Source organism: Aquimarina algiphila (assembly GCF_947494415.1).
Classification (GTDB): domain Bacteria; phylum Bacteroidota; class Bacteroidia; order Flavobacteriales; family Flavobacteriaceae; genus Aquimarina; species Aquimarina algiphila.
Genome location: NZ_CANLVC010000009.1, coordinates 280727 through 307251 on the forward strand (window position 1 = coordinate 280727; position 26525 = coordinate 307251).

General features: G+C 32.9%; 21 protein-coding genes. 7 read left to right on the forward strand and 14 right to left on the reverse strand.

The annotated features are described in order from the left end of the window. Positions 1 to 103 precede the first annotated feature (103 nt). From hemB to PQF96_RS22705, 7 genes are all read left to right on the forward strand, one after another. Positions 104 to 1078 (forward strand): porphobilinogen synthase, encoded by a 975-nt coding sequence (hemB, locus tag PQF96_RS22675; RefSeq protein WP_271768604.1) that lies wholly within the window; start codon positions 104 to 106, stop codon positions 1076 to 1078. Between the two features lie 71 nt (positions 1079 to 1149). Continuing rightward, positions 1150 to 1536, forward strand: coding sequence for a tellurite resistance TerB family protein (locus PQF96_RS22680; protein ID WP_143917594.1), 387 nt, complete (start codon positions 1150 to 1152; stop codon positions 1534 to 1536). A gap of 8 nt (positions 1537 to 1544) precedes the next feature. Beyond that, complete coding sequence (locus tag PQF96_RS22685) at positions 1545 to 1955, forward strand: c-type cytochrome (RefSeq protein ID WP_271768606.1); 411 nt, start codon at positions 1545 to 1547, stop codon at positions 1953 to 1955. Between the two features lie 125 nt (positions 1956 to 2080). Continuing rightward, entirely contained in the window at positions 2081 to 3166 is a 1086-nt protein-coding gene (locus PQF96_RS22690) for a CNNM domain-containing protein (protein WP_271768608.1), read from the forward strand. Beyond that, positions 3163 to 3642 (forward strand): methylated-DNA--[protein]-cysteine S-methyltransferase, encoded by a 480-nt coding sequence (locus PQF96_RS22695; RefSeq protein WP_408629615.1) that lies wholly within the window; start codon positions 3163 to 3165, stop codon positions 3640 to 3642. The genes PQF96_RS22690 and PQF96_RS22695 overlap by 4 nt, the downstream gene beginning before the upstream one ends. A 230-nt stretch (positions 3643 to 3872) precedes the next feature. Further along, a complete protein-coding gene (locus PQF96_RS22700; protein ID WP_109435987.1) occupies positions 3873 to 5039 on the forward strand; it encodes a serine hydrolase domain-containing protein in 1167 nt (388 codons plus the stop codon). After that, positions 5029 to 5742, forward strand: coding sequence for a 3'-5' exonuclease (locus PQF96_RS22705; RefSeq protein WP_271768612.1), 714 nt, complete (start codon positions 5029 to 5031; stop codon positions 5740 to 5742). Before PQF96_RS22700 ends, PQF96_RS22705 begins: the two co-directional genes overlap by 11 nt. A gap of 181 nt (positions 5743 to 5923) precedes the next feature. On the opposite strand, the gene PQF96_RS22710 is transcribed toward PQF96_RS22705, so the two are convergent. From PQF96_RS22710 to PQF96_RS22775, 14 genes are all read right to left on the reverse strand, one after another. Then, the gene (locus tag PQF96_RS22710; protein WP_271768615.1) at positions 5924 to 6532 is read right to left on the reverse strand and encodes a hypothetical protein; all 609 of its coding nucleotides are present in this window, start codon (positions 6530 to 6532) and stop codon (positions 5924 to 5926) included. A gap of 729 nt (positions 6533 to 7261) precedes the next feature. Continuing rightward, positions 7262 to 8872: a glycosyl hydrolase family 28-related protein gene (locus tag PQF96_RS22715; protein ID WP_271768617.1), complete on the reverse strand. Its 1611-nt coding sequence runs from the start codon at positions 8870 to 8872 to the stop codon at positions 7262 to 7264. Between the two features lie 195 nt (positions 8873 to 9067). Further along, positions 9068 to 9748, reverse strand: coding sequence for a type 1 glutamine amidotransferase domain-containing protein (locus PQF96_RS22720; RefSeq protein WP_271768619.1), 681 nt, complete (start codon positions 9746 to 9748; stop codon positions 9068 to 9070). A gap of 189 nt (positions 9749 to 9937) precedes the next feature. Then, positions 9938 to 10450, reverse strand: a complete 513-nt coding sequence (locus PQF96_RS22725; protein WP_271768621.1) for a Crp/Fnr family transcriptional regulator — start codon at positions 10448 to 10450, stop codon at positions 9938 to 9940. A gap of 76 nt (positions 10451 to 10526) precedes the next feature. Next, positions 10527 to 11033, reverse strand: coding sequence for a hypothetical protein (locus tag PQF96_RS22730; protein WP_271768623.1), 507 nt, complete (start codon positions 11031 to 11033; stop codon positions 10527 to 10529). Between the two features lie 165 nt (positions 11034 to 11198). After that, positions 11199 to 11747, reverse strand: coding sequence for an isochorismatase family protein (locus tag PQF96_RS22735; RefSeq protein WP_271768625.1), 549 nt, complete (start codon positions 11745 to 11747; stop codon positions 11199 to 11201). Positions 11748 to 11930: 183 nt separating this feature from the next. After that, positions 11931 to 14033 (reverse strand): acylase, encoded by a 2103-nt coding sequence (locus tag PQF96_RS22740; protein WP_271768628.1) that lies wholly within the window; start codon positions 14031 to 14033, stop codon positions 11931 to 11933. 147 nt (positions 14034 to 14180) lie between these two features. Then, positions 14181 to 14912: a carbon-nitrogen hydrolase family protein gene (locus tag PQF96_RS22745; protein ID WP_271768631.1), complete on the reverse strand. Its 732-nt coding sequence runs from the start codon at positions 14910 to 14912 to the stop codon at positions 14181 to 14183. Between the two features lie 219 nt (positions 14913 to 15131). After that, complete coding sequence (locus tag PQF96_RS22750) at positions 15132 to 17153, reverse strand: hypothetical protein (protein WP_271768634.1); 2022 nt, start codon at positions 17151 to 17153, stop codon at positions 15132 to 15134. A 162-nt stretch (positions 17154 to 17315) separates the two neighbouring features. After that, positions 17316 to 18086, reverse strand: a complete 771-nt coding sequence (locus PQF96_RS22755) for a hypothetical protein (protein ID WP_143917603.1) — start codon at positions 18084 to 18086, stop codon at positions 17316 to 17318. Between the two features lie 74 nt (positions 18087 to 18160). After that, on the reverse strand, positions 18161 to 20305 hold the full coding sequence (locus tag PQF96_RS22760; RefSeq protein WP_271768637.1) for a M1 family metallopeptidase: 2145 nt from the start codon (positions 20303 to 20305) through the stop codon (positions 18161 to 18163). A gap of 656 nt (positions 20306 to 20961) precedes the next feature. After that, on the reverse strand, positions 20962 to 24201 hold the full coding sequence (locus PQF96_RS22765; RefSeq protein ID WP_271768640.1) for a S8 family serine peptidase: 3240 nt from the start codon (positions 24199 to 24201) through the stop codon (positions 20962 to 20964). A 195-nt stretch (positions 24202 to 24396) separates the two neighbouring features. Then, on the reverse strand, positions 24397 to 25365 hold the full coding sequence (locus tag PQF96_RS22770) for a YheT family hydrolase (RefSeq protein WP_143917604.1): 969 nt from the start codon (positions 25363 to 25365) through the stop codon (positions 24397 to 24399). After that, on the reverse strand, positions 25365 to 26366 hold the full coding sequence (locus tag PQF96_RS22775; protein ID WP_109435975.1) for a bestrophin family protein: 1002 nt from the start codon (positions 26364 to 26366) through the stop codon (positions 25365 to 25367). Before PQF96_RS22775 ends, PQF96_RS22770 begins: the two co-directional genes overlap by 1 nt. Positions 26367 to 26525: the final 159 nt, after the last annotated feature.

Consider the following 26525-nt stretch of genomic DNA (forward strand, 5'->3'; position numbering starts at 1 on the left):
GTATAAACGCGAAAAAAAATATTTTGTTTTTAGACAAATTCGAATACGAAAAAAATAACAGATATATGAGTATCTTTACACATATCAAATTTTACCATTAAGAATGCAACAACTTCGCAGAAACAGAAGACTAAGAACTAATGAAGCGATTCGTTCTTTAGTTAGAGAACATACCATTACTCCACATGATTTTTTAGTTCCCCTTTTTGTAGTAGAAGGAAAAGGAATAAAAGACGAGATCCCTTCGATGCCAGGGTATTATAGATATAGCCTCGATTTACTTACAAATGAGGTAAAAGAACTTTGGTCTATGGGATTAAAATCAGTATTACTTTTTGTAAAAGTCCCCGATGATCTTAAAGATAATAAAGGAACAGAGGCAATAAATCCAGAAGGACTCATGCAACGGGCGGTTAAAACAGTGAAGGAGGCTGCTCCAGATATACTTGTAATGACCGATGTAGCATTAGATCCATATTCTTCATATGGGCATGATGGAATTGTAGAGAAAGGGTATATCATCAATGATGAAACCTGCAAAGTTTTGGCAGAGATGTCTTTGTCACATGCTCAGGCAGGTGCAGATTTTGTTGCACCTAGTGATATGATGGACGGACGAATTTTGGCCATTCGGGAAGTATTAGAAAAAGAGAGTTTTAAACAAACGGGGATCATGAGTTATAGTGCGAAATATGCATCAGCCTTTTATGGACCTTTTAGAGATGCACTGGATTCTGCTCCCGGATTTGGAGATAAAAAGACATATCAAATGGATTTTTCTAATCGGGATGAAGCGATCAAAGAAACGCTTATGGATATCGATGAAGGTGCAGATATTGTCATGGTAAAACCTGGTCTTTGTTATCTGGATATCGTAAGAGATGTAAGAGATGCAGTAGATGTTCCTGTAGCTGTATATCAAGTAAGTGGAGAATATGCAATGGTGAAAGCAGCAGCAGAAAAAGGATGGTTAGACCATGATACTGTCATGTTAGAACAGATTATGGCATTCAAAAGAGCAGGAGCGCATATTATCGCTAGTTATTTTGCAAAAGATATTGTTAAGCTTTTGAGTTAAGACAAATGTCGTTTGTGCATAACAAGTTTGAAATAAATTAAATGGGGTTAATAAAATAAAACTATGATTTTATGGTAAGCAGAGATAGATTATATCAGACCTTTGGAGAATTACTTTATGTAATTGCAATGAGTGATGGGGTTATTCAGAAAGAAGAAGTCGAAACACTCGAAGAAATTTTGAAAGGACATCCAAAAGGAGCGGTAATCAAGTGGTCTTTTGATTATGAAAATAAAAATCAAAATGATATAGAAACCCTATACAAGAAAGTAATAGAAGTGTTTTCTGATAATGGACCCGATGAAGAGTATGATTTTATGCTTTACGCACTTGCCAAAATTGCAGATGCAAGTGAGGGAATGAATAGCAAAGAAGAAAAAGTGATTACTAATTTTTCAAGAGATTTATTAGAACGCTTTAAAAATGATATCGAAAAGATTAAAGAAAAATATAGTTAAAACCTTTCATGAATTACATATATAAAATCGGAGTACTGTTTGGAATAGTACTATTATTTTCAACAAGTTGTCAATCAGAAAAAAAAGATAAAGAAGAGATAAAAATAGGGACAAAGAAAGAGAAAATTTCTTCTTTTGATTTGGGAAAAAGTGTTTTTAATGGAAAAGGGAAGTGCTATACGTGCCATAAAATTGATAAGAAATCTATAGGCCCCGGAGTTATCGATATTATAAAGATATATGAAGAACAAAATGGTGATCTAATTGCATTCTTAAAACAAGAAGCAGAACCTATTGTGGATCCAGAAACTTATGCGGTGATGAAAACCAATTTTGCTATTATCAAAACATTCACAGAAGAAGAACTTAAAGCTGTGACTGTGTATATGAATGAAATAGGCAAAACAGAGACTAAATAGAAAATTATATGCTTTTATTTTTTGATGTAAGGTTTAGTTTATGACGAAAAATGTTAAAATACACATTAGGTTTATGTTATAACTTAGTTACAAAATACTTACTTTAGTAGCATATTTAAGATAAAATGACCTTACTAATTATTTACGCCGTACTTTCTATTTTCTTTTCGTTTTTATGTTCGATATTAGAAGCAGTATTGCTTAGTGTAACTCCGACATTTATTAATGTTAAAAAGAAAGAAAGAAAATCGTATGCAACTACATTAGAGAATCTAAAAAAAGATGTAGATCAACCACTTATTGCCATTCTTACCTTAAACACAATTGCCCACACTGTTGGAGCAATTTTAGTGGGAGTACAAGCAGAGCAATTACCATATAAGTATGAAATTTTTGGGGTTAATATGGTAGGGATTGTCTCTACTATCATGACATTACTGATTCTGGTATTGTCAGAAATTATTCCCAAAACTATTGGAGCTACATTTTGGAAGCAATTGGCAAATTTTACTTCTAAAGCACTAGTTATTTTAATAGCTCCTTTAAAATATACAGGAATCTTGTGGATATTACGACTTACTACCAAGCTTATTGGAGGTAAAGGCCATCATGGATCAGTATTGAGTAGAGAAGATTTTACAGCAATGACAGATATTGCCGAAGAAGAAGGAGTTTTTGAAGAGTCAGAATCAAAAGTGATCAAAAATCTATTAAATTTTAAAAAGATTTTCACCAAAGATGTAATGACTCCAAGAACAGTAATGAAAACTGCATCAGAAAAAACCACAGTCGAAGAATTTTTTAATGAGAATCAAAACCTTCGTTTTTCAAGAATACCTATTTATAATGAGAAAGCGGATAATATCACGGGACAGGTATTAAAAGATGAGATTTTTAAAGAAATGGCCAATCAAAATGGTCATAAAACCTTGGCAGATATAAAAAGACCTATAATTTTCACAACGAGAAACCTACCGATTCCAGATTTATTTAATGAATTGATTCAAACCAAAAATCATATAGCATTGGTTGTTGATGAATATGGTTCAATAAGTGGTTTGGTAACTATGGAAGACGTAATTGAGACCCTTTTAGGATTAGAGATCGTTGATGAAAGTGATACCGAAACTGATATGCAAGTACTTGCTCGTAAGAATTGGGAAAGTCGCGCCCGACGCCTAGGGATTTTAGACGACAAAAAAGAAGAATGATAGAAGAAGTGTATATAGATACCCCCTTAGGGATTGCTACTATAACAGGAAATAAGGATGGAATAACTAGTGTTTCTGTTACCAAAGAATCTACAAATACACCTTCGATTGATATACCTTCTCATTTACAGAATGCAGTTTCTCAATTACACGAATATTTTGAAGGAAAACGCACTGATTTTAATCTTGTTTTAAATCCTGTGGGTACTGATTTTCAAAAAAAAGTCTGGAATGAATTACTTCATATTCCCTTTGGTAAAACTGCTACATATTTGGATATGGCCAAACGATTAGGAGATCCAAAATGTATACGTGCAGCAGCAAGTGCTAATGGTAAGAATCCATTGTGGATTATTATACCTTGTCATAGGGTGATTGGAAGTGATGGATCGCTTACAGGGTATGCAGGAGGACTATGGCGAAAAAAATGGCTGCTAGATCATGAAAATCCAGTAAAGCAACAATCGTTGTTCTAAAAATTCCTTTTTTATAACCTAAACCTAAAACAATATTGTCATAGAAATATTCAGTTTCAAAAAATGAAACTGAGATGTTCTATTATTGTGGTTTAATCCTATAAATCATAAAAACTTTAGAGTTTTTAAATTTTTGTAGTGGTTATTTATGTGCAATTAATTTTCATACATTAGCTATAAACAAGGTACTTGTTTGGCAAATGATCATATAAACTCAATCTTACATAGAAATGATAAAACGTATACTTAAATTTCTTCTTAAAAGTTTTCTAATTATTATTCTCCTTTGCGTAGCACTATTATATATTTTTGATTACGATTATATCCTAAAAGGAGTAAGAGTGGTATATATGACTGGGCATACTACAGCATATATAGATGATTATCCACATTTTGATAACCGTAAAATAGAAAAAGGAAATAGTACATCTGCTTGGGCTGTTCATCCAGATTATAATAAGGCAAAATCTACTGATAAATTGGATGCAATTAATGAACAACTTGGAACTGTTGCTTTTATGATTGTTAAGAATGATAGTATTTGGTATGAAAATTATGCCGAAGGATATAATAAAGATTCAAAAACTAATTCTTTCTCTATGGCAAAAAGCTTGGTGACAGGGATGCTCGGTAAAGCAATAATGGATGGTCATATAAAAAGTCTAGATCAACCTTTAGGAGATTTTTTCCCTGAATTTTCTAAGGGACTTGCAGCAAAAACAACAGTAGGAGACCTTTCTTCAATGTCATCGGGTCTTAATTGGACAGAACACTACACAAGTCCATTTTCTATTACAGCAAGGGTATACTATGATCCCAATATTAGAGATGTAATGTTAGGATTAGAAGTGGTAGACGAGCCGGGAAAAAAATTCAAATATCTTAGCGGAAATACTCAGTTATTAGGTATGGTGATTGAGAAAGCTACGGGCCAACAATTATCATCATATTTAAGTCAAAGTTTCTGGAAACCTTTAGGGATGCAGCAGGATGCAATCTGGCAATTAGATAGTGATGATAGCGGTATGGAGAAAGCATATTGTTGTGTAGCAAGTAATGCAAGAGATTTTGCACGTTTCGGGATGTTGTTTAAGAATAAAGGTGTTTTTGAGGGAGAACAAATACTACCTGAAGAATTTACTGAAATAGCAACTAGAGCGAGATTTGAAGATGGCGAAATGTATGGGTATGGCTTTTGGTTATCAGATCATTTGGACAAGAAGATATTTGCAATGAGAGGTATTTTGGGACAGTACGTAATTTGCATACCAGAAGATAATATTATGATAGTTAGATTAGGTCATAACAGAGGTCAGTTTGTTCCAGGAGAATCATTTACAGAAGATTTCTTTGTCTTCATTGAAGAAGCATATAAAATGTTGGAGAATGCTTCATAAACTTAATTTAGAGCATATCCTGTTTTTGGATATAGAAACAGTTCCAGAACATAAAGATTTTGAAGAACTCAGTGAAGAAATGAAATATCTCTGGGCGGATAAAACTAAATATCAACGTAAAGAAGAATTCTCTCCAGAAGAGTTTTATGAACGAGCTGGTATCTGGGCAGAGTTTGGCAAGATAGTATGTATATCAGTTGGGTATTTTACGTCCAAAGGAGAAACGAGGTCTTTTAGAACTACCTCCTTTTTTGGAGAAGAAAAACAACTATTGATAGATTTTAAGAATTTAATAGAAACTCATTTTAGCAGGCCGCATCATTTACTTTGTGCTCATAACGGAAAAGAGTTTGATTTCCCTTATATCGCCCGTAGGATGATTATTCATAATATATCACTACCTCACAAGCTTAATCTCTTTGGTAAAAAACCCTGGGAAGTACCACATTTAGACACTTTAGATTTATGGAAATTCGGAGATTACAAACATTATACTTCTTTAAAATTACTTACCGGTATTCTGGGAATTCCCTCTCCAAAAGATGATATAAATGGTAGTCAGGTACGACAGGTTTTTTATGAAGAAGAGGATATCGATCGCATTGTGATTTATTGTGAAAAAGATACTGTTGCTGTAGCCCAAATTTTGCTGCGTCTTCGACAAGAGGAACTATTAGATGATGATGAAGTGATATCTGTGTAAAGTACTTTGACTTCTTATTAATACTTATTCTTATATTATTGTATTTTAAAGAAGAAGATCTACAGTAGTTAACTTTTGATATGGAAAAGAAAGGAAACAAGTCCTTTCTTATTCCATAATTTTGCTAAATCATGACGTAGTGCTTACGAAGTCAAGTTGATAAAACGGGGTAACAATTTCTTTATAAAAAATCAGCTTCATTAAGAAGAGTATAGGTGAATTTGTTTCCAAATGCTTTCTCACCGTTTTTACATTTATTCATGAACTCATTAAAATGTCTGGAGTCTGCAAAAACCTGACAACCTGCAGAATATGCAGGGTTATTATCAGTACCCCAATTACCATTTCTCGGCCCTCTATGAATATTGATACCAAACCTACCTGTTTGTATGGTATCTGGTTGTAAAGCTAATGTGCCATTTTTGTCATTGTCACGATATACAGAAACGTCTGCTAATCTTTGACATAATGCATAATATCGTCCATTATGTTTATCGATTTTATATGTGCTTTTATATTGGCCTTCTAATAAAACAGCTGTCCCTTTAGGATTGAGAGGCTTTTTTAGATAAAAAATACTTGGATCGGTGGTGATAGGATAATATGAAATATGCCAATGGTTAAGAAAGTTATGAAAGATAACCAGAGTGTCATCAAATTTATCGGGAACTATGTTCTTATTTCGTATTCCAACTATATTTAGATTCCAATCGATTGCGGGAGTATTATAAACTCTATACCCTTTTTGATCCATTACCGAAAGTATTTTTTCTATAGGAGGTGTAATCATTTTTTTTGTTTTATGGTTGGTTTTAAAGCATAAAATATTGGAAAAAGAAACAAGTCTTTTATTTGCTTATATACAAAAATGTGGGGAAGAAGTATTTACGAAGTATCTAACTAATATACAGATTCTATTGCTAAACACAAATGTTTTCAAGAGAAAATTCTTATAAAGTTGTTTTGTGAAGTTTATATCAGTTTTTTTTAAAATTTGATATGTAGAGATTATGTACTATAATAAATAAAAAAATCCCCTCTCCTCAGAGAAGGGATTCAGTAATTATATACCTGTTGTGTCCCCCAACACACTCGAACTATATGCTGATACTACAGCTAAATTCGATAATTTCCCTTCGATATAATTACTAGCAAGCAGGCGAAAAATTTCCGCACTGTTAATGCTATTATTTCTTTCTATTATTTTCATTAAAAATGACATTGCTTAATGTCAAAAAAATTAATGAAATAATACTAAGCTATTGTATAGAATAAATACTAAATGTTAAAATGATGTGTGTGAGGTTGTGAAGCTACTTTGAATGGGCGAATATAGAGATTTATCTTAAGAAATCACATTTTTATTAACATTTTTTTAAGATTTATTGGTATTCCTCTTAGGGGTCTATCGATTTTTTTTATTGAAGTAAGTATATGATAATGAAGATATTATAATGATTTAGGAATAAAAAAGAAGCTGCTCTAGAGTAGCTTCTTTTTTATTTGTCATGGTATATTATTAGTTATTTTGAATTAAACCAAATCCTAACCATTCATTATTTGAATACACCCAACCTATATAATTACCAGATACTGGATTTGTATTGAAAATAATGTCTCCTTGGATCCAATTCCCATTTTTTGGAGGAGAAGCCAGACTAATTTTATCACTTTTAGAAGAAGTTATGCTGCTTAATGAACTAGAACCTCCGTAATTTCCTCTTTCTGATGTTGGATTAAAAACCTGACTATTTAAGGGGATAGAATTTATTATAGGATAGTCTGGATTGGCTATAATGCTAGGATTATTACTACAAATATTTGCATCTGCAACTCTAATATTTTCGATGGTTTTCCATGTACACATGTTTATATTTATTCCTTCTGCAAAACCAGCACTATAAATTGGATTTTTCCACCAGTTTGTAAAATAAGAATCTGTAATAGACATGCCTTTTGCTCCACCCAGAACAATTGCAAAATTGGGCTCATATCGATTTCTGTCGATACCTCTATTACATGCTGTTCCTTCAGTAATTGAGTTAAAATAGTTATTCGTAATATTTATTCCTCTAACATTTGCTTGGTTATGAATGCTTATGGCTGAATATTGTATCCATTCCCAATAGCATCCAATAAAAGAAATATTAGTCAACGCAGCTTTAGTACTTCTGCTGTCAATAAAAAAACCTTTTCCAAATTCGAATGTGCAACTCATAAAAGTTATACTTGAAGAAGGTTCGCTTATTACAACTAAATAATCATCATTTTTCGCCGAATTACTTAAGACACATCCTTCGATTAATAAATCATTACATTGGGTATTAAAACGATATCTATTCTTAAAATTTGAATTTGTAGTATTTATTAAACTTTTGCAATTTCTTATAGTACTTGACCAGAAGTGATCTGCATAAATATCGTATCGTAAATCACGGAAAATTAAATTTTCAATTAGTGCACCTTGATTTTCACTTATTTGAATACCAGTTACTAAATTGGTAGAAGGATTGACTGTAATTAAGGTCATATCTTTTATGACCATATTTTGTATAGTGTCAGAATCTGGTACCATTTTAAGATCAAAAATAACTCCATTAAAGTCTGCCTGGATCGATGTGCGTGTTTTCTCTTCTCCTATTATTCGCAATCTTCTTATTATTTTAGTAGTATCCCCTTCTATTATTCTTTCAAGTCTTGTATCTATTTTAAGTGATTTTGTAGTTCTATATTCCCCTTTGGGTAAGTAAACTATCTTCCCTTTATATTGAGATTCATAGATAGCATTTTGTATCGCATCTGTGTCGTCATCATGAAAATTACCTTTTGCTCCAAACCATTTTACATTAATACTAGCATCATAGAGTCTAATCCATCTTTTGGTTGGATTGCCATTAACGTTAAAAATGGTACCTCCATTTTCTGGAAAATTAGATACTTCATTTTTGAAAAGACCACCACCACCATCATCAGGAGTATAATAACCTTTTACATAAACATATTGGTCATTACCAGCAAAATTCTTTAAATCCTGAATATTAGGTAAAATAGAAGTTGCTAAAACCGATTGTGCACTAGCGGTAAGAGAAATAAATACTGCCGCAAATAATAGAAAAAAAGTTTTTTTCATTTTGATAGTTTTTAAGAGTTTAACTTATTTATCAAAAATACATGGAGTGAGTTCCATTTTTCGGGACTGAGGTTTTTTTTTACTATTTAATTTTTAAAACTCTATTTTTTAATTGATATAGAGGTGCAGTAAAAATAATAGCGGCAAGGATATATACCCAAGCCGCTATAATATCGATGTAGCAATCAATTATCTTTAACTCAATTTTTGAAGTAACAACTCTGCTACTAATTCTGATGAAGCAGGGTTTTGCCCTGTAATTAATTGCCCATCTTCTACGGCATAAGGGGTCCAATCTTGTCCTTTAGAATAAATTCCTCCATTTTTTTGTAGCATATCTTCTACTAGAAATGGTACAATAGAAGTTAATTGTACGGCTTCTTCTTCGCTATTTGTAAAACCGGTAACTTTTTTACCGTTTACCAAAGACGATCCATCTGTGTTTTTTGTGTGTTTAAAGACTGCAGGTGCATGACAAACTGCAGCTACAGGTTTGTTACTGGTATAAAAGGATTCGATTAGTGCTATCGAATTTTTATCTTCAGCCAAATCCCAAAGTGGACCATGGCCCCCTGGATAGAATACAGCATCAAAATCAGAATGATTCACAGTTTCTAATTGTACTGTCTTTGCTAAAATTTCTTGTGTTTCCTTATCAGAGGCAAATCTTTTGGTCGATTCTGTTTCAAAATCTGATGAAGCACTTTTTGGATCGATTGGTGGTTGACCTCCTTTAGGAGAGGCAATAGTAATTTTAACTCCTTTATCTTTTAAAAGATAATATGGAGTTGCAAATTCTTCAATCCAAAATCCAGTTTTATGTCCAGTGTTTCCTAAATCCTCATGACTTGTTAAGACAAATAATACGTTTTTCATTTTTGTGTTTCTTTTATTGTTGATTTATTTTTCTTTAACGGGGGAGATTCTCCTATGATTTTCACAAGAAGAGAATAGTATAATAATTATAATTGGGGTAATTTATCTTACTAGTTAAATATAGTTTGTTAGTTCTAATTGCGAAATTAGAACTAATGATGATTAAAAAAATTGATGTATGGTAATAAATTAACTTGTTGTCAATTCTTTTCGAATTCTGCTTAGACTTTCGGTTGTGATTCCTAGATATGAAGCAATATGATAATTTTTTATATGCTGTTCTATATTGGGGTATGTAGAGATAAAATTAACATAACGTTCTTTGGCAGACTGTGCGAGATTAGCTAAAATTCTTTTCTGAAAACTTGCAAATGATTTTTCCATTTTCTTTCTAAAGAATCGTTCTACTTTTGGGATTTTATCATACGTTTTTTCTATATTTTTTTTAGAAATTTTATATAATACCGCATTTTGAATACATTCTATATTTAGCACGGCCTTTTCGCCAGTAAAAAAAGCAATATAATCACTAATCCACCAATCTTGTATTGCAAATTGTATAGTATGCTCTTTTCCTGCCTTGTCGATAAAGAAAGTTCGTAAGCATCCATCGTATACATAATATTGATCAGTAACTCTTTCACCTGCTTTGAGGACAATTTCCCCTTTGGTTAGTATAACTCTTTCGAACGTATTCTCCATAAAACTAACCTCTGGTTTTGTGAAGGTTATGTCTTTAAAAATGCTGTTTATTATAACATCAGAACTGTGCATTTTTCTATTGTATAATTTCAAAATCAATTTTTAGAAGAGAAAACTCATCAGCATATTCAGGCATAGTCTTTTGGATAAATTCGAGGAGTTTTTTTCTGTTTTTCTTTTTATGGTAACATTCAATCTTTACCGCTTTTTTATCCTCATGATAATAAACCTCTGGAAGCGGTATAAATATTTTTGGCTCATAATTGATAGGCTTAATCATAATTTTTGAGAAAGCACTTATCGGAATTTTTTTGCCACTATTGTTATTTATAGATTGATGCATTACATCTGAAGGGCTAATTTTGGATGTATAGATGGCCTCAATTTTATTTTCTAAATCTTCAACCGAAATCTCAAGTTGTTGTACGGCTACAGAATCGATTTGAATATCTAAAGAAGAAACGGTAATGGGTCTACCTATAATTTTAAGACTGTCTATAAGCCCCGTTTGCATCATATTATTTCTTATTTGATCATAAGTTTGTTGCGGGTTTAAAAAATCCGTATAAATAATTATGTCCACATTTTTGGATGATTTATTTGTAGCGCAGGATGAAATAAATAAGATAAAAATTATAAAAAAAATGTGCTTCATGATCAATAAAGGGTTATATTTTTTAAGTCGACTGTTCTCAAAAATAACTTGTTTTTATGTAGTCTAAAAATTTACATTCCCTAAAGGGGGTGTTTATATATCATTTTTTATTTCTTCGAAGCTTTTTACTTCTATTTTTCCTTTGGTTGGAATCATATTTTGCCAAACCCAATTATAATGTTCAATCACTTTTTTGGCTTCGAGATGTGGTCTTTCACCAGTAGTATGACCATCACTCACAACAGTTATATTATAATCTTTAGTCAGAGCCGATTGTATAGTGGATTCTACACAAAAATCCGTTGCGCATCCTGTAATGTATAATTCGTTTATAGCAAGATTGGTTAACGTTGATTGTAGCTTAGATTCGTAAAATACATCGTTAGCATATTTATCAATAAAAATATCATTAGAAACTACCTCTAAAGTGTCTAATAATTCCCATTCTTCTGTACTAGGTATAAATTCATTTTCTTTTGTTCCATCATGCTGAATAAAGATTACAGGCAAATCAGATGCTTTAAATAGTTGGGCAAGTGCATTGATTTTATTAACCACGCCTTTAGTATCAAATCGGGGTGTTTTGGATGTAAAAGAGCCTTTTTGCATGTCGATCACTAAAAGAGCTTTTTTATTTTTCATTACCTTATTTATTAATATTGATTTTAGGTTACAAGGATACAAAATATGAATTTCATTGTTTGAAATATTCGGTTTTTATTATTTTGGTAAAATGGAATGAATGATGATCAATTACTATAATATCTTTAAAGATGATTAAAGTTAAAACATCATTTTTTGTTTGTATTAGATGAAAAATATTCCTTATTCTTTTTCCTGAAACCCACTTTTGGTAAGAATTTCCACTTTAGCAGTATTGTCTTTGACTTGTTCTTCTGTAAACCATGCATCACGTAATTCTTTCTTAGAGAATAACTCTAATTGATCTCCATTATGGGGAGAATCTTTTTGAGTGGCATTACCATAGCTTAATAATACTTTTGCATGTACTGTATCACCAAACTCTATGACACCTACCCAGGAGTCACCACCGCCTACATACATATGATTTTCATCAGTACCTCCTGGCCATGCTACTCTAAAAACACCCATAGATCCATCAATACCATTGGCAGGAAGGTTTTTCCCGTTATACCTGATTCTATAATAATCTCCCCAAGGCATATCTAGTTTTCCAAATTTTGTTTTTATTTCGGTTGCTGAGGTTTCTAATAATTCAACTGCTCTTTTGGGATCAGAAAGTCCATCTGGCGTTGTGTTGGGATTTTTGATATTCCATGATTTAGAATAATTAGAGCTTCGTCTTACATTAAATTTACGAGCCCAGTTAAAGAATAGTAACATCCCTTTACTGTCTGTATCTGCTTCTCTGTCCCAATTTTCGAGAACTACCTTTGCTTCTTTTGCTTTTTTGGAATCAGAAGCATCTACAGCGGCAAAAAGATCATCCAAAATACGGTCTGCAAATTCTAACCGAGTAGAGAGTTTATAAGCGACCAATTCTTCAAAAGTTATAGATTCATCCTCTAGTAACATTCTTGCAGAACGCTGAGGTCTAAAAGGCATATATTGAGGAGCCATGTAACTGGGGTAGTCATCCGGATTTAAGGCCATAGGTATAGTGCTGGTCCAGGGCGGATCATTTGCGTTTTGTAACCAACCATTCGCAGGGTTTTTTACTTTTGGCAAATCGGCATAAGGATGCACTTCTGTCCACACATCTTTGGATTTACCTCCTGGGATAATTCTATTCCAATATTTCCAATCACCATGGTTTCTTTTAGGGACCAAACCATTAAACAGGTAAAAAATCTCACCTTTTTTGTCAGCATACATTACATTCCAAAATGGGATTTGTGCCATTTTTAATGCAGATTCGAATTCATTAAAATTGGCACTATTAATCATTCTCCACCATTGTAATAACATATTTGGGCGATCTAATCCCACCATACGCAATGCTAGTACCTTGTCTTTAGTTTTATTAACTACTGGACCATGAATAGTCTTCATCAAAGGGATTTTATGATCTATCAATGAACCATTTTTTTGTTTTATTTTTATTGTTTTTGAAGAGGTTTTAAACGCTGTTAGTTTACCATCTAAAAGATAGCCACCATCCTTCAATTCTAGTTCATATGTATCTGCATTGTCAATAGTATTATCGGTATGACTCCATCCTAAATTTTCATTAAAACCAATTGCAATTCCAGGAAAACCAACTAGCGTTGTCCCATACATGTTTTTTCCGTTAAGATTTAAATGTGATTCGAAAAATAAAAATTCTTGCCACCAGGGTAAATGAGGATTTTGTACTAACATAGCATTTCCAGAAGCAGAGCGTTTAGGACCAATGGCATACGTATTGGATCCCATATCTGGCCATTGTTGAACACGCCCCAAATCATTGCCACCAATAAATCGAGTGAAGATAACATACATACTGTGCATGTTCATATCTTGAGCTGTAAGCGGTAAGACAACTTTATTTTTTTGATCTATTGCATCGGGATGAGCTTTTGCATAAGCATTCATACCTTTGATAAAAGAAGTGTAAATGGTTTTGATTTCGGGATCTTGTTTTGTTTCCCACTCTTTTGCTAATTCTTCAAACCCTAATGTATGGATAAGCATATCATTTTGAAGCTTGCTTTGTCCCCAATATTCGGCACCTTTTCCTCTGGAACTTCCATAAAGCTCTAAAATCAAGTTGGCGTGATTGTGCATTTGAGCCCAGCCTTGTGCATAGAATAAATCCTCAATAGTAGTTGAAGTAATATGCGGAACACCCCAGGTATCCCAGGCAATCTGCGTTTCTATCGTTTCAGTTTGAGAGCATGATGTATTTACTACAAAAAGTGTAATCAGTGTAAAAAGCAAACGTATTTTTATGATGTTTGTATTCATTAGAGTGAGGATTATGTGACTGAATTAAAGAACTAGAGGAGGTGTAGCTAAACCAATTTTATCAATTGGGTTTATCCCCTTAAACTTACAAAAATTTAATGCTACTACAAATTTTTGGATGTACTGAACCCAAGGATGAATTGATTTTTATTGACGATATGCTGTAGTCAATTTTTTTGTTTTTGTATCAAAAACTAGAAACCTTTCTGTAGAGTTGTTTAATTGCCCTATTTTATGACCGGCCTCATCCCAGACAGAAGAATTTCCTGCACATTGACCATTATCGGCTTTTCCTATAGCATTTGACATCATCGTTGTTATATGATGTGTTTTTGCAATCTCTGTTAATCGATGATTGGCTTTTTCAATTCCGTTTGTAAATTTTGCAACACTAGCCATATATAGAGTTGCTTTATGTTTTATAGCTTGATCTATATGCTCTTGTATTGATATTTCATAACAAATTGCAATTGCAATTTGTTCTTCATTAATTATTAACGGTTTTATATTCTCTCCAGGAACAAAGAAAGGCTCTTCATCTATATGTAGATATTTTTTTGAATACGTATTCCTCTCTGTATTGGGTTGAAAAATAATCATGCTAATGCAAATTCCTGTCTTGCTTTTTGTTGGAACCCCAACACCGATAACAATCTTATGTTGGTCACTCAATTTTTGAAAATCATCAAGACGATGATCATTGGGGAATATAGCAAGTTTTTTTGCTAATTCTGGTTCATAGCCAGTCAATGACAATTCTGGAAATATGATACAATCTGTTTGATGTAAAACAGCAAGTTTTATCCATGCTTTATGATCTGCAATATTACATTCGATATCTCCTGTTATTGGTTTAGTCTGTACACTACAGATTTTCATGGCGATGGATTATTAGCATTAGATTTACTCAAAAAAGTAAATATCTTTTTGAGTAAATCTAATCATTTTAAATGATAAGAAGAGAGAGTTTTTATGGTACTAATTTGATGATCTACTTCTTTCTTGCTACCCTTTGTATTATATAATATTTAGGAATCAAACATAAAACAAAACCTAATGCCAAAATACCTTTACTATTCAGTATTTCATCATTTGATTTTAATTATTATCAAAACGTCCTGAGTATTTTTTATAAGTTAATTTCTTCCAATTTGTTGAACCTCCTTCTGAGATTCTATAATATAAAGAATCACTTTTAACAAAAACATCAGCTGTTCCATTTTCATCAAAATCTCCAAATTTTAATTTATCAATAGTATGTTCAGAAGCATTTATCCAAGACCATCCAGATTGCCCTCCTTCAGAAATATACCAATCGGTTCCATTAGCGTTTAGAACATCTGTAGTTCCATTTCCATTAAAATCTCCAAAACCAAGAGCAATAACAGGTTTTTGTGAAGTATTTATTCTATCCCACTCAGAGCTACCTCCTTCTGATAGGTGCCAACCTTCTTGATTAGCTTTAAAAACATCAGTGGTTGCATTTTGATTGAAATTTCCAAAACGTAACAAGTTTAATGTTGTTGTTGTATTCGGATTTATTAGACTCCATCCGGATTGAGCTCCTTCTGAAATATACCAATCTGCTCCATTAGCATTAAAAGCATCTGTTGTTCCGTTTCCATTAAAATCTCCAAAACCAAGAGCAAGAACTGATTTTCCTGAAGTATTTATAGAGTTCCATTGCCATTCTAAGGCATTATAAGAATTATTGGTTAATGGAATTTCGGCTAAATACCAATTCCCTTCAAAAGATTTAAAAATCTCAGTTTTTCCATCCCCATCAAAATCTCCAAGTTCAAAATCCATCATGATGTCTTGCTCATAAGGTTTTGTAGTAGGTGATGAAAATAGTATGGCTGGTCTTTTATCACTACTCATTCTATAGAAAGGCTGTAAAACCACAAAATCTTTTCCTTTTTTCTCCCAACTTCTAGAAATGAAAACACCTTTATAATTACCATTACTGTTAGTCTCATTCCAGTCATATATATTATTCCATGCTAAGAGGTTTTGTCTAAAAAGAATTTGCATTCCATTAAAATTAACTCCATGACTTACAGCTTGATTCATGTTGGGGTTTGCAAATTTATTTTTTTCTATAAGGCACATAAATGTTGGAATTCCTCTAACCAAAACATTTTCTGCCCCCAAACTGGTAAATGTATTGTGGTGTATATGTGTAAAGTGTCCCGCTATTGCATTGATAGTATGATCAGACCCATGAATGTCAAAATTACCATTAGTAGCATACCCTACTAGATTATAAGATGCTTCATAGCCAGAACCTTCTCGTCCAGATGATGTAATATCATGCCTGTTATTATCAAAAACATTATAAGTTATTAGAGCAAAAGTATGTTCCCCACCAATGGCTACACCGTATCCGAGATCACTTTGTATGTTGTTGTGAAAGTAATTATGCTTGATTACAATATTATTGTTGACATTTTTATCCACATTCAAAGCGAAATAAGGAAAGTCATATAATTCACAATTATCTACCGTTATATTTTGAATTTCAGTTGTATGGTTTTCTTTGTTTTTAATATTGATTCCCTGTTTTACTTTTAATTTTGTCCTATCACTTCCTATATTTCCATATGGTCCCTGAAATCGAATACCCGTAATTCTAACTCCAGAGGATTTTATTATAAAAATAGGATCATTAGAAGAAGCACTGTTATTTACGTATTGACTTGGACTAGTAGTAGCATTTAGAAGACCATATGCATCTGTTTTTATAATGGCACCGCATTTTCCATTCGCCCCACGACTGCTGGCAATTGTAATAGCTTTGTCTACTACAATAGAATCTAATTCAGGAACATTTATTATGGCAGAGTCTTCAATGTAAATTATATCACCGTCTATTGCATCGATAATAGCTTGTTTTAAACTAGCTAAATTATTTACTTGATACGAAGCACTTCCGATATTAATAAGATCAGTATTCGCGGTGCCTATAGAACAATTATTTGATGATGATTTTACGGATGAAGTATCCTTGTTTGCTTCAAGAATATAATCATCTTTAGAACATCCTGATAAGACTAATAGTGCTAACAATAACTTAGTTATTTGACCTTTTAAAGACTTTTTAATGAAGAGGTTTTTCATTGTTTTTAGATTTTACAGAGTTTTTAATATCATAGGGCTTTCCTATTTTATGGATAAGCTATAAAGCTTTTAGTCGGAGTTTTCGACTTAATAGGAACAAAGATAAACGCCGCCAGTTTCATTTTTCGGGACTGGGAATTTTATTTTTATTTAGGAGAGTATTTAATTCTTAAACCCAGTAGTAAACAGATTTCTCGCACCTCGTATTCCACATTTTTGGTACTTATTATAAGTTTGAGCTGCTCTTTCATCAATTTGTTTTCCGGTTTCATTTTTTATCCACCCATCAATAGCAGATTTTAATGTATATGCTTCGGGAGCCATTAAATGTGTAGTCCATAAAATTGGATTGGCATTTGCTTTTTTAATTTCGGGAGAAAAGAAATTTCTACTATAACAAGCTAAAACGATGATATCTTTCTGTTTTGTTTGTACTGGTTTGTACGAAATAGAAACATCAAATTCCATCAATCCATCATGTCCTACATAAGCTAACAAATCAGAATCTCCGCCAAACCCTAATTCTTTAGTGTTAAATTGAATTTTTTGAGGATCTTGCGCATTTGATGCCTTTAAAAAGTCTTCAATACATGTTTTAATTTGTTCGCCATCATAAGCATCGGCGAGTAAGTAGACTTCTTCTGTTGCATGTTTAAATAATACTCTATCTAAAATGTTGGGGTTGGAGGTATCTAATTCTTTTACTAATTTCCAGTCTTTTGTTTTTAGTTTTAAGAATGATTTTACACCATATCCAGCTCCCCAATACAAGTTATTTCTAGTGTCTTTTCCATTTCCTATTTTTGCAGGAACAGGAACTATTCCTTGATTCTCGTTATCACATAAAGCAACAAAAACATGAATTGTTTTGATTTGCCCATAAGTTTTTATAGAGAGTATAACGAGTATTGCGAGGATTATAAGTTTCTTCATGTTCTAAGCTAATTAAGATTCATCACTAATATATAGATAATAGTAGAATTGGTATTTCTCCCTTATGCTTATATTTATTTTTTATCTCCTACATGAGTTATACCATAGTTTATAAAACTGACTTCAATCTGCTGAAGATTATCAGATTTGTTTTTAAATTTAACTGTAATGGTTCTATCTAGAGAAATAAAATCATACTTATCTAATGGTATTAGATAATTCTCTAATCCATAATCTGGGAAATCTAATTTGAATACTCCATTTTCTTTTGAAATGTTCATTTTAATTGAATATGTTTTTGCCAAATATTCTCCTAATATATTATCATCTATATCTACAGCTTTATATTGATCAGGTAATGAAGGGAAATAATTATCAAGTGGATTGAAATCTGGAAAATCTGAATTTATAGCTATAGATTTAACGTTATCCGCATTTGGAATTTTAAGTGCATATTTCAAAGTATTGTTTTTCCATACTGATGAAGAAATCATAGAAGAGTATGGAGCTTGTTTTTTGCCATCGTGATGATTGTACTCTACTTTAATACTAATAGGGACTATTCTTTCACCAATTCTTTTTATTCTAAGATTACCATCTTCGAATGATTCAATTGAGATATCTGGATACCCCATTTTAAAATACCAGGAATTCCAAATGAAACTTAAATCTTCTCCACTAACATCCTCGAATGTGTAGAAAAAATCATAAGGAGAAGGTGATTTCTTAGCCCAACGACGAATGTAGGTTCTAAAACATTCAAGAAACTTTTCTTCACCTAGATGTTGATAAAGAAGTGAATAGGTAAATGCAGGAAGAGTATAAGAATGATACCCATAATTAGTACTCATGTATTGCGATGAAGTTATTGTTGGCAAATCGCCAATACTTCCTATCATCCCTTGCATTCCAAACATAAAATTAGAATAGAGAGAAGAAGTGTTGTTTTTATCATTAAAAAACTTGTGAGTTACTAATGCAGTAATAAAATCAGCCCAACCTTCATCCATCCAGGCAAATCGACTCTCATTTATTCTTACATACATAGGAAAATAAGTGTGAAACATCTCATGAATCGTTAATGATTCACGGGAATTACCATTATTTGCCATCATTGGAAATTCCATACCTCCGCCTCCTCGACCTATAAATGTTGTAAATGTTGGATATGGATATGGAATTCCTGGAATATCTTCAGAAAAATGTTTCATTGTTTTTTGTTGAATAACAGTTACTTCTTTGCATTTATCGGCTTTTTTAACAGGAAATGCTGTGTTGATAAGAACATCTTTTCCAGCAACTCTCTGTGATAATGCATCCCATAAATAATGATCACTCATTGCAAATGCAAAATCTGTGACTTCTGTCGCTTTAAAATTCCATGTATTGTTTTTTAGTTTCAAATTATCGAGATCATCTGTTGTTATAACATGAACTAGTTCTTTAGAAGACTTTGCTTGGTTGTACTTTTTGTAGATTTCTGTAGGAAATACACTTAAACTATTTTCTAACGTACCAGTGGCCCAAACAAGAAAGTTATCAGGAGCTGTGATATTTACATCAAAATTAGCAAGATTGTTATAAAACTCTGTATCAAAAGTATAGTTAGTGGTGTCCCATCCAAAAATATCATCATATACAGCCACTTGTGGATACCAGTATCCAACAAAAAAGGAAGAATCATCAATAGTACCAGCTCTATCAAGTGTTAGTGGAACTTTTTGTTGCCATTCAAATTTTAAATTTATTTGGTTACCAGGATTAAGAGGCTTTGATAACTTAATTTTCATGATTGTGCCCGATCGCTCTATCTGTTCTGAGTTTGAAAGATCATAGCTCATTTCATTAACAATAATTTTTCTGATATCAGTTCCTTTTCCTATATCATCTTCATTTACAGCAGTTCCTCTGATATTCCCTTTTTTGAAAACATCATAATAAAGTCGAATAACAATTTCTGATAATTCATCAGGGCTATTGTTTGTAAAAATAACTTCTTCTTTCCCATCAATTAATCTTGTGGTTGGAGTAACTGTTACCTCAATTTTGTAGTCAACACTATTTTGCCAATACTTTTTTCCAGGTTTACCATCTTTTGATCGTGTTTGATTTTTGTAAGCATTCTGGATTTCCTTTGGAATATGAAGATTACTTTGAGCATTACTTATAGCTACGGTTATTGAAAGACTCAATAAGGTAATAATCGTTTTCAATTTCATAATAATTTGCTAATTGTTATAATGCAAGAATACAAGATATCAGTTTCATTTTTTGACACTAAGATTAATAATTTAAAGTGGATTCATTTTTTTGAGTAATGTGTTCTTCTATTTTATCGTTTTTATTTCCTTATTTTTCAGATTCTCGTAAAAAATTATAAACCCCACCATATAGAAGGTAAGGGATATAAATAAGTTAAGAAAGAAAAATGTTCCTAATAAACCAAAAAACAATCTGATTTGGATTGCTGTGATAATGAGTAGATATTATTATATTATTTTTATTTAATACTGCCTTGGAATTCTTCCTGATCCTTTACAAATATCGCATTTATCTTTTTCGCCTCTCATAGCAATCCAATATCCTTTGCCATCACACTTTTTACAGCTTTTGTATTCAGAATTACCAAATACGTTTCTTATAATATAGTATGCCCCAGCTATAGCTAAAAAGATAACTAAAAGTCTAAAAATCATAATGTTTTTGTTTTGTTCCCAGTTCGAATAAAAAATACAAAATCCGTTTGTAGTTGGTACAAATCTAAATATTTTTAAATAATGTAAGTGTTATATTATTTGTCAAACGATAGTTTTGAAAAAACAAACCCTCAGAAACTCTTGTTCCTGAGGGTTAAAAATTTGTTTATCTATTGGTTTTATTCCTTAACAATATTAATCATTGTTGAATTTACTTTAAGCATATATAGTCCAGCTTCTAATCCATCAACATTGATAGTATTTGTCACTTTTCCTTGATCTACAACTTGCCCTAGCGTATTGTAGATTGTATATGGTTTAGCTTCACTGTTTTGAGAAGTAATATTAAGAACGTCTCCTGGCGCTAGCGGATTTGGATAAGCAGTTATCTTAGTGCTTAATTCACTAACCTCTTGTCCTAAAGTATCTGCTGTTACAGCAAAAATCGAAGTTGTAGAAGAACCAGAAGATAGAGCAACATTATCTATAGCAATATCAGCTTGCCATGTAGCGCCCGTAACTCTATTAAATCGTAGTTGTACACTATTACCTACATAAGAAGCAAGGTCAATATTAGCAGTTTGCCAAGAATTTCCTTTGTTTCCAGTTTGATTCCATAGACTAGTCCAGGTAGCTCCATTATCATTACTTGCTTCTACTGCAATACTTCCCATATCAGCAGCACCATACATATGGTAACTAAATGTAAAACTTGCAGAAGTAAGTCCAGATAAATCAAAACATGGAGAGTTTAAGATGGCTTGTTTGTTTGGATATCCTGTTCCGTTTCCAGAAGCTTCTACAAAGATGTAGTAAGATCCTTGAGTTGCACTAGAAGGTCCAGTTCCTCTAGAAGGAGTACCACTAGCATCTACGGTCCAGTTAATGTCATCTGCAGATGATTGAGTCCATGCTCCAAGAGTGTTTTCGAACCCTTCATTATATGGGAAAGATGAAATACCAGACGTACAACCTGTGTTTCCACCTCCACCTCCTGTAGATGTGCCTATTATTATTGTATAATCTTCTACTTCACCATATTGGAAAGACTCACAAGAAGTTGGGATACCATTATATTTCATAGATACACGCATTCTTGTGCTCCCATCTGCAGCACTTGCAGGAACAGTGAAAGTTCCACTTACCGGAGTAGTTTGTGTAGCAGCTTGTGTCCAAACTTGTTCTCCAGAATCTGCAAAATCCCCATCTTGATTATAATCAATCCATACACTGTATCCTTCGTTATACTGGGTGCCAGTCCAGGTAGGAGTAACAGAAATGGTATTAGAACTTCCTTTTGCTACTGTTGTAGAAATAGAAGTGAAATCAGTATAACCACCACTTCCCGCACTAGAAGCATTGTTAATTGTTCCTAATTGTACATTACTAATATATTCATCGGCTACACTATTTCCATTCGAAGCACAATAGTTTAATTGTACTGCTGTAGTTGTAAACGTAGTAGAAGCACTATATGAAGATGTCGTTCCGTCAGAACATTTACTTCTTACTTGCGCTTCATAAGATGTAGAAGCTGATAATCCTGAAATTGCGTAAGAAGTTGCACTAGCAGTCTGGGTAGTCCAAGAAGTAGTTCCTGTTTGACGATATCTAACATCATATGTTGCTCCTGGAACAGCTGTCCATCCAATAGTTGCACTAGTGTTTCCAACATTAGAGTTGTTAACACCTGCAGGTACTGTTGCAGAACATACTACAGGAGTTCCTGTTAATCCAGTTACGATAAGAGAAAAGTTTTGACTTCCTCCTGTTAATGAACCTTTGTTGGTTACTGTAATTGTATATGTTCCTGATGCATTAGCAACATCGATTCTTTCATAAGGATCAACGGTGTTATCTCCAGTTCCATTAGTTGTAATTCCTGTTAATCTGTAAGGGTTATATGTAGTTCCTCCTTTGGATACTCTAATGTCTAGGTCATTTACTAATACAGCTGTGTTAGAATTCGTAGCTGTAACTGCAGCACCTGGTACATCTGTCCATGAGATAGAAGCCATTAAAGGGCTAGTACCATCAGAATCTACAGTTATTGTATATGTTTGACCACTAGTAAGTGTTAATTCTTCAACTTTTGTTTCACTACCGTTATCAGTGATTGTTTCGGCAGCTTTTTTAGCGTTTAATAATCCCCATCCATATACGGCGTCTGGTCCAGAAGGTCCAGCATCATCTGCAGTATGTAAAGCTAAACCTTTTAAAGTAGCCGCTTTCATAAAGTTTCCATTTACGTTGTTATAATGTTGCTGTAATAATAAAAGAGAACCAGCAACATTTGGTGATGCCATAGATGTTCCGGTAATGCTGTTGTAAGCAGTATCACTACTTTCATAAGTAGAGTATACACCTGTACCGTTACCAGTAATATCTGGTTTGATTCTATAATCATCTGTAGGTCCTTCACTACTAGAACTATTGATTGATACACTTACCAGAGTACCACTACTATTTACATTGGCATCTTGTGCATTTGCAACTACCAAGTTGTTTTTTGAAGTAGAATGACCAGTTAATTTATCATAAGAAGAATTACCGTCTAAAGGTGCAGCATTATATGTATCTCTGTTACCATCATTACCTGCAGCAACAACCATTAGATAAAATGGAGCGTTGTGCATTACCTCATCCCAATTTCTGGATTCGTCAATATATGCCCCGAAATACTGATCAGGAACAAGGTCACCTCTAAAACCATAAGAGTGATTAGAAACTAACATTCCGTTAGCAGCAGCAGCAGTTGCCTCTGCAACGTCGTTGTTCCACATATATCCATCGATTTTTGTATGAGGAGCCATTCCTTTTGCGTTAGCTTGTACACCAGATGCAGCAATAGTTCCTGTTACGTGAGCTGCATGAAAGTTAAGTTTTAAACCACCTTCTCCAGCGATATCTCTTATAGTAACACGATTGCTACCCCCAGCACCATCATATTCCTGATGTGATGCTCTGGCATGACCACCATCCCAAACGTGGGCAGTCATATTCTGACCATCAAGATTTAATCCTAGAGAACCTCCAGAATTAAGATGATTTGTTCTTGTAGATTTTGCCGCATCTACATTAAATGTTGTGTAATAAAGTGGGCTTCCGTCTTTAGCAATTCTTTGTAATTCAGAAAAACTTCCATCGGCATTGGTCATTTTTACCTGCCATCCATTAGACTTTGCAGCCTGTAAAGCTTCTTTCTTTTGTAAAGTTGCTTTGTTAGAAGATTCAATCTGAAGTTGACTTAATTTTGCAAGATTAGTTTCTTGTGCGATTTGTTGCTTTTGTTTAGCATTTTGAGCAAAAAGTCCTGAAGATAGTAAAACCATTGTCATAAAAGCAAAGGTGCTCATTGCAGGAGTCACTTTGCCCATAAAGCTCAATGAAGTATTGAGGCTTTTGTAGCTTTTTTTCATTTTAATTGAATTTGAGTTAGTGTTAAATACATTTCCTTGAAAAATTAAAAGGAAACAACCAAAATTCTTAAAATATTCTTAATTAAAAAAAGATTTTCGATCAAGTGAAAGAAAAACACTTCATAAAACCTTAACAAACGCTTAACGTTCGTTTAAGGTGTTTTTTGGGTAGGAAAAAACCTTCTTTAAGATGGTTTAAGATATATGTTTTTCAAAAAACTCCAGTGTTCGTCGCTCATTGTAGTAGGTTTTGTCTGGAAGATAAAAACCCACATGACCACCATAATCAGGCATTTCTAGAAATATACTAGGATTTTTTTCTGCTTCATCTATTGGATAACACTGATTTCCAAGGAAAGAATCATTTTTTGCATTAAGAATAAGTGTAGGAATTTGGATAGCTTTTAGGAATTGTTTGCTGCTACATTTTGAGTAATAGTCCATGGCATCTTCATAGCCATGGGCTTTGCTGGTATATAAGTTATCAATATCTATAAGCGAAGTGCAAGCCTTAATGTCGGATTTATCTAGGACCTCAGAAAACTGAATCTGCCTATCATATAGTTTGGCTTTAAGGTTTTTAATAAAACGTTGTTGATAGATATAATTTTTGGGTTTATTTATTTCTGATAACGAATCATAAAGATCACAAGGAACAGAAACGGCAACAGCATTTTTTACTTCTGATGGAAGAACACGACCTTCTCCCAAGTATTTGAGTAGAAGGTTACCTCCCAGACTAAATCCACAAATAGTTATACTGCTGTAATCATAGATAGAAAGGATATGATTGATAATATGATCAAGATCTTCACTAGCTCCGGCATTGTAAGATTTGTACAAGCGATTTACTTCACCACTGCAATTTCTAAGATTAACTGCGGCAGAATCCCAACCATTATGATTAAGATGTCTTGCTAATCCAAGCATATATTGTCGTTGTCCATTGCCTTCTAATCCATGAATAATTACGGCTAGTTTTTTAGAATGCTTAGCTGAGCCGTGACTCCAATCCAAATCTATAAAATCTCCATCGTCAAGTTCTATTCGTTCTCTTTTTTGAGATATGTCTTTTACTTTACGTAATAAGTTAGGATATATGGTGGAGATATGTCCGTTTCTAAATAAAAAAGGAGGATTATATTGAGAGTCTATTACTGGCATTAATATAAGATGTTATCTTTTGGTTGTTCTTTTTCTGGTAAATCTTTTTCGTCCAACATATCACGAAGATCAATTTCTATAGTTCTGCAAAGCGCTGTCATAGGGACATCATTAATTCTTCCTTCAAAAGGGTCTTCACTGTTACTTCCAATTTTTTCCATAGTGGTGAAAATCCAACTTATCAAAACACAAAGCGGTATCATTAGAAAAATGAACCATGGTTTAAGGTGTTGCGACATATCACTTAATTCACTTTCAAATACATTAAGTAGTCCAAAGGGTAATAAGAGAACAAAGATCCAGGTAAATACAGTACTAAAATAAGCATATTGACGAGGAAAAGGTGTGTTTTTGATACGTTCACATTTTCCCTGAAGATTATAAAACTCTTCCAGAGTATGATGAAAAAGTTGTTTATCGAATTCTGTGATTTGGTCATTGTCAAGAAGTTGTTTGATGTGAAGTCCTTGATTTTTTACAAGATGTGTAGCGGTGTTTTTTCTTTCGAGTAAATCTTGATATTCTTTTTCAGAAACAAATTGTTGAGTAGCATCACAGGCTGGTTTTTGTTCGCCATGTCTTTTAAAAAGATTTTCTACAGCTGCATTTTCTTTAATGGTAAATGAAGTAGGTTGACGCAGTTGAATTCGTAATGCATTGATCCACGCGATATGACGGTGGATAAGAACTTTTTTTGTATTATGATCAGCATTTACTAAGCATAATACTTGATTTGCCCAGGTTCTGGAATAATTTACAATACCACCCCAAATTTTTCTACCTTCCCAAAACCGATCATAGCTTTGACTATTTTTAAAACCAATATAAAAAGCAACTGCGATACCAATTAGAGATAATGGCTGAAAAGGAATATCAATAAAATCCCAGCCCAAAAAATAATAGATAGAAAAAATACTTGTGGTATATACGGTGAAGAAGATAATGTTCTTCCATGCATATCTAAGAATAACTCCCCAACTAATATTTCGTTTAATGTACATGTGCGGTTTTTTGTTAAAAATAAGAAGACCCAACAGACTTTCAAAGTCTGCCAGGTCTTTTTTGGATCACATGGATACCAGTAGTTTATGGGGATAACTACTTTTCGATTACGAATTAACGTTTCGATTTTCCTAGAATGGAAATGATATGTAAGGGTT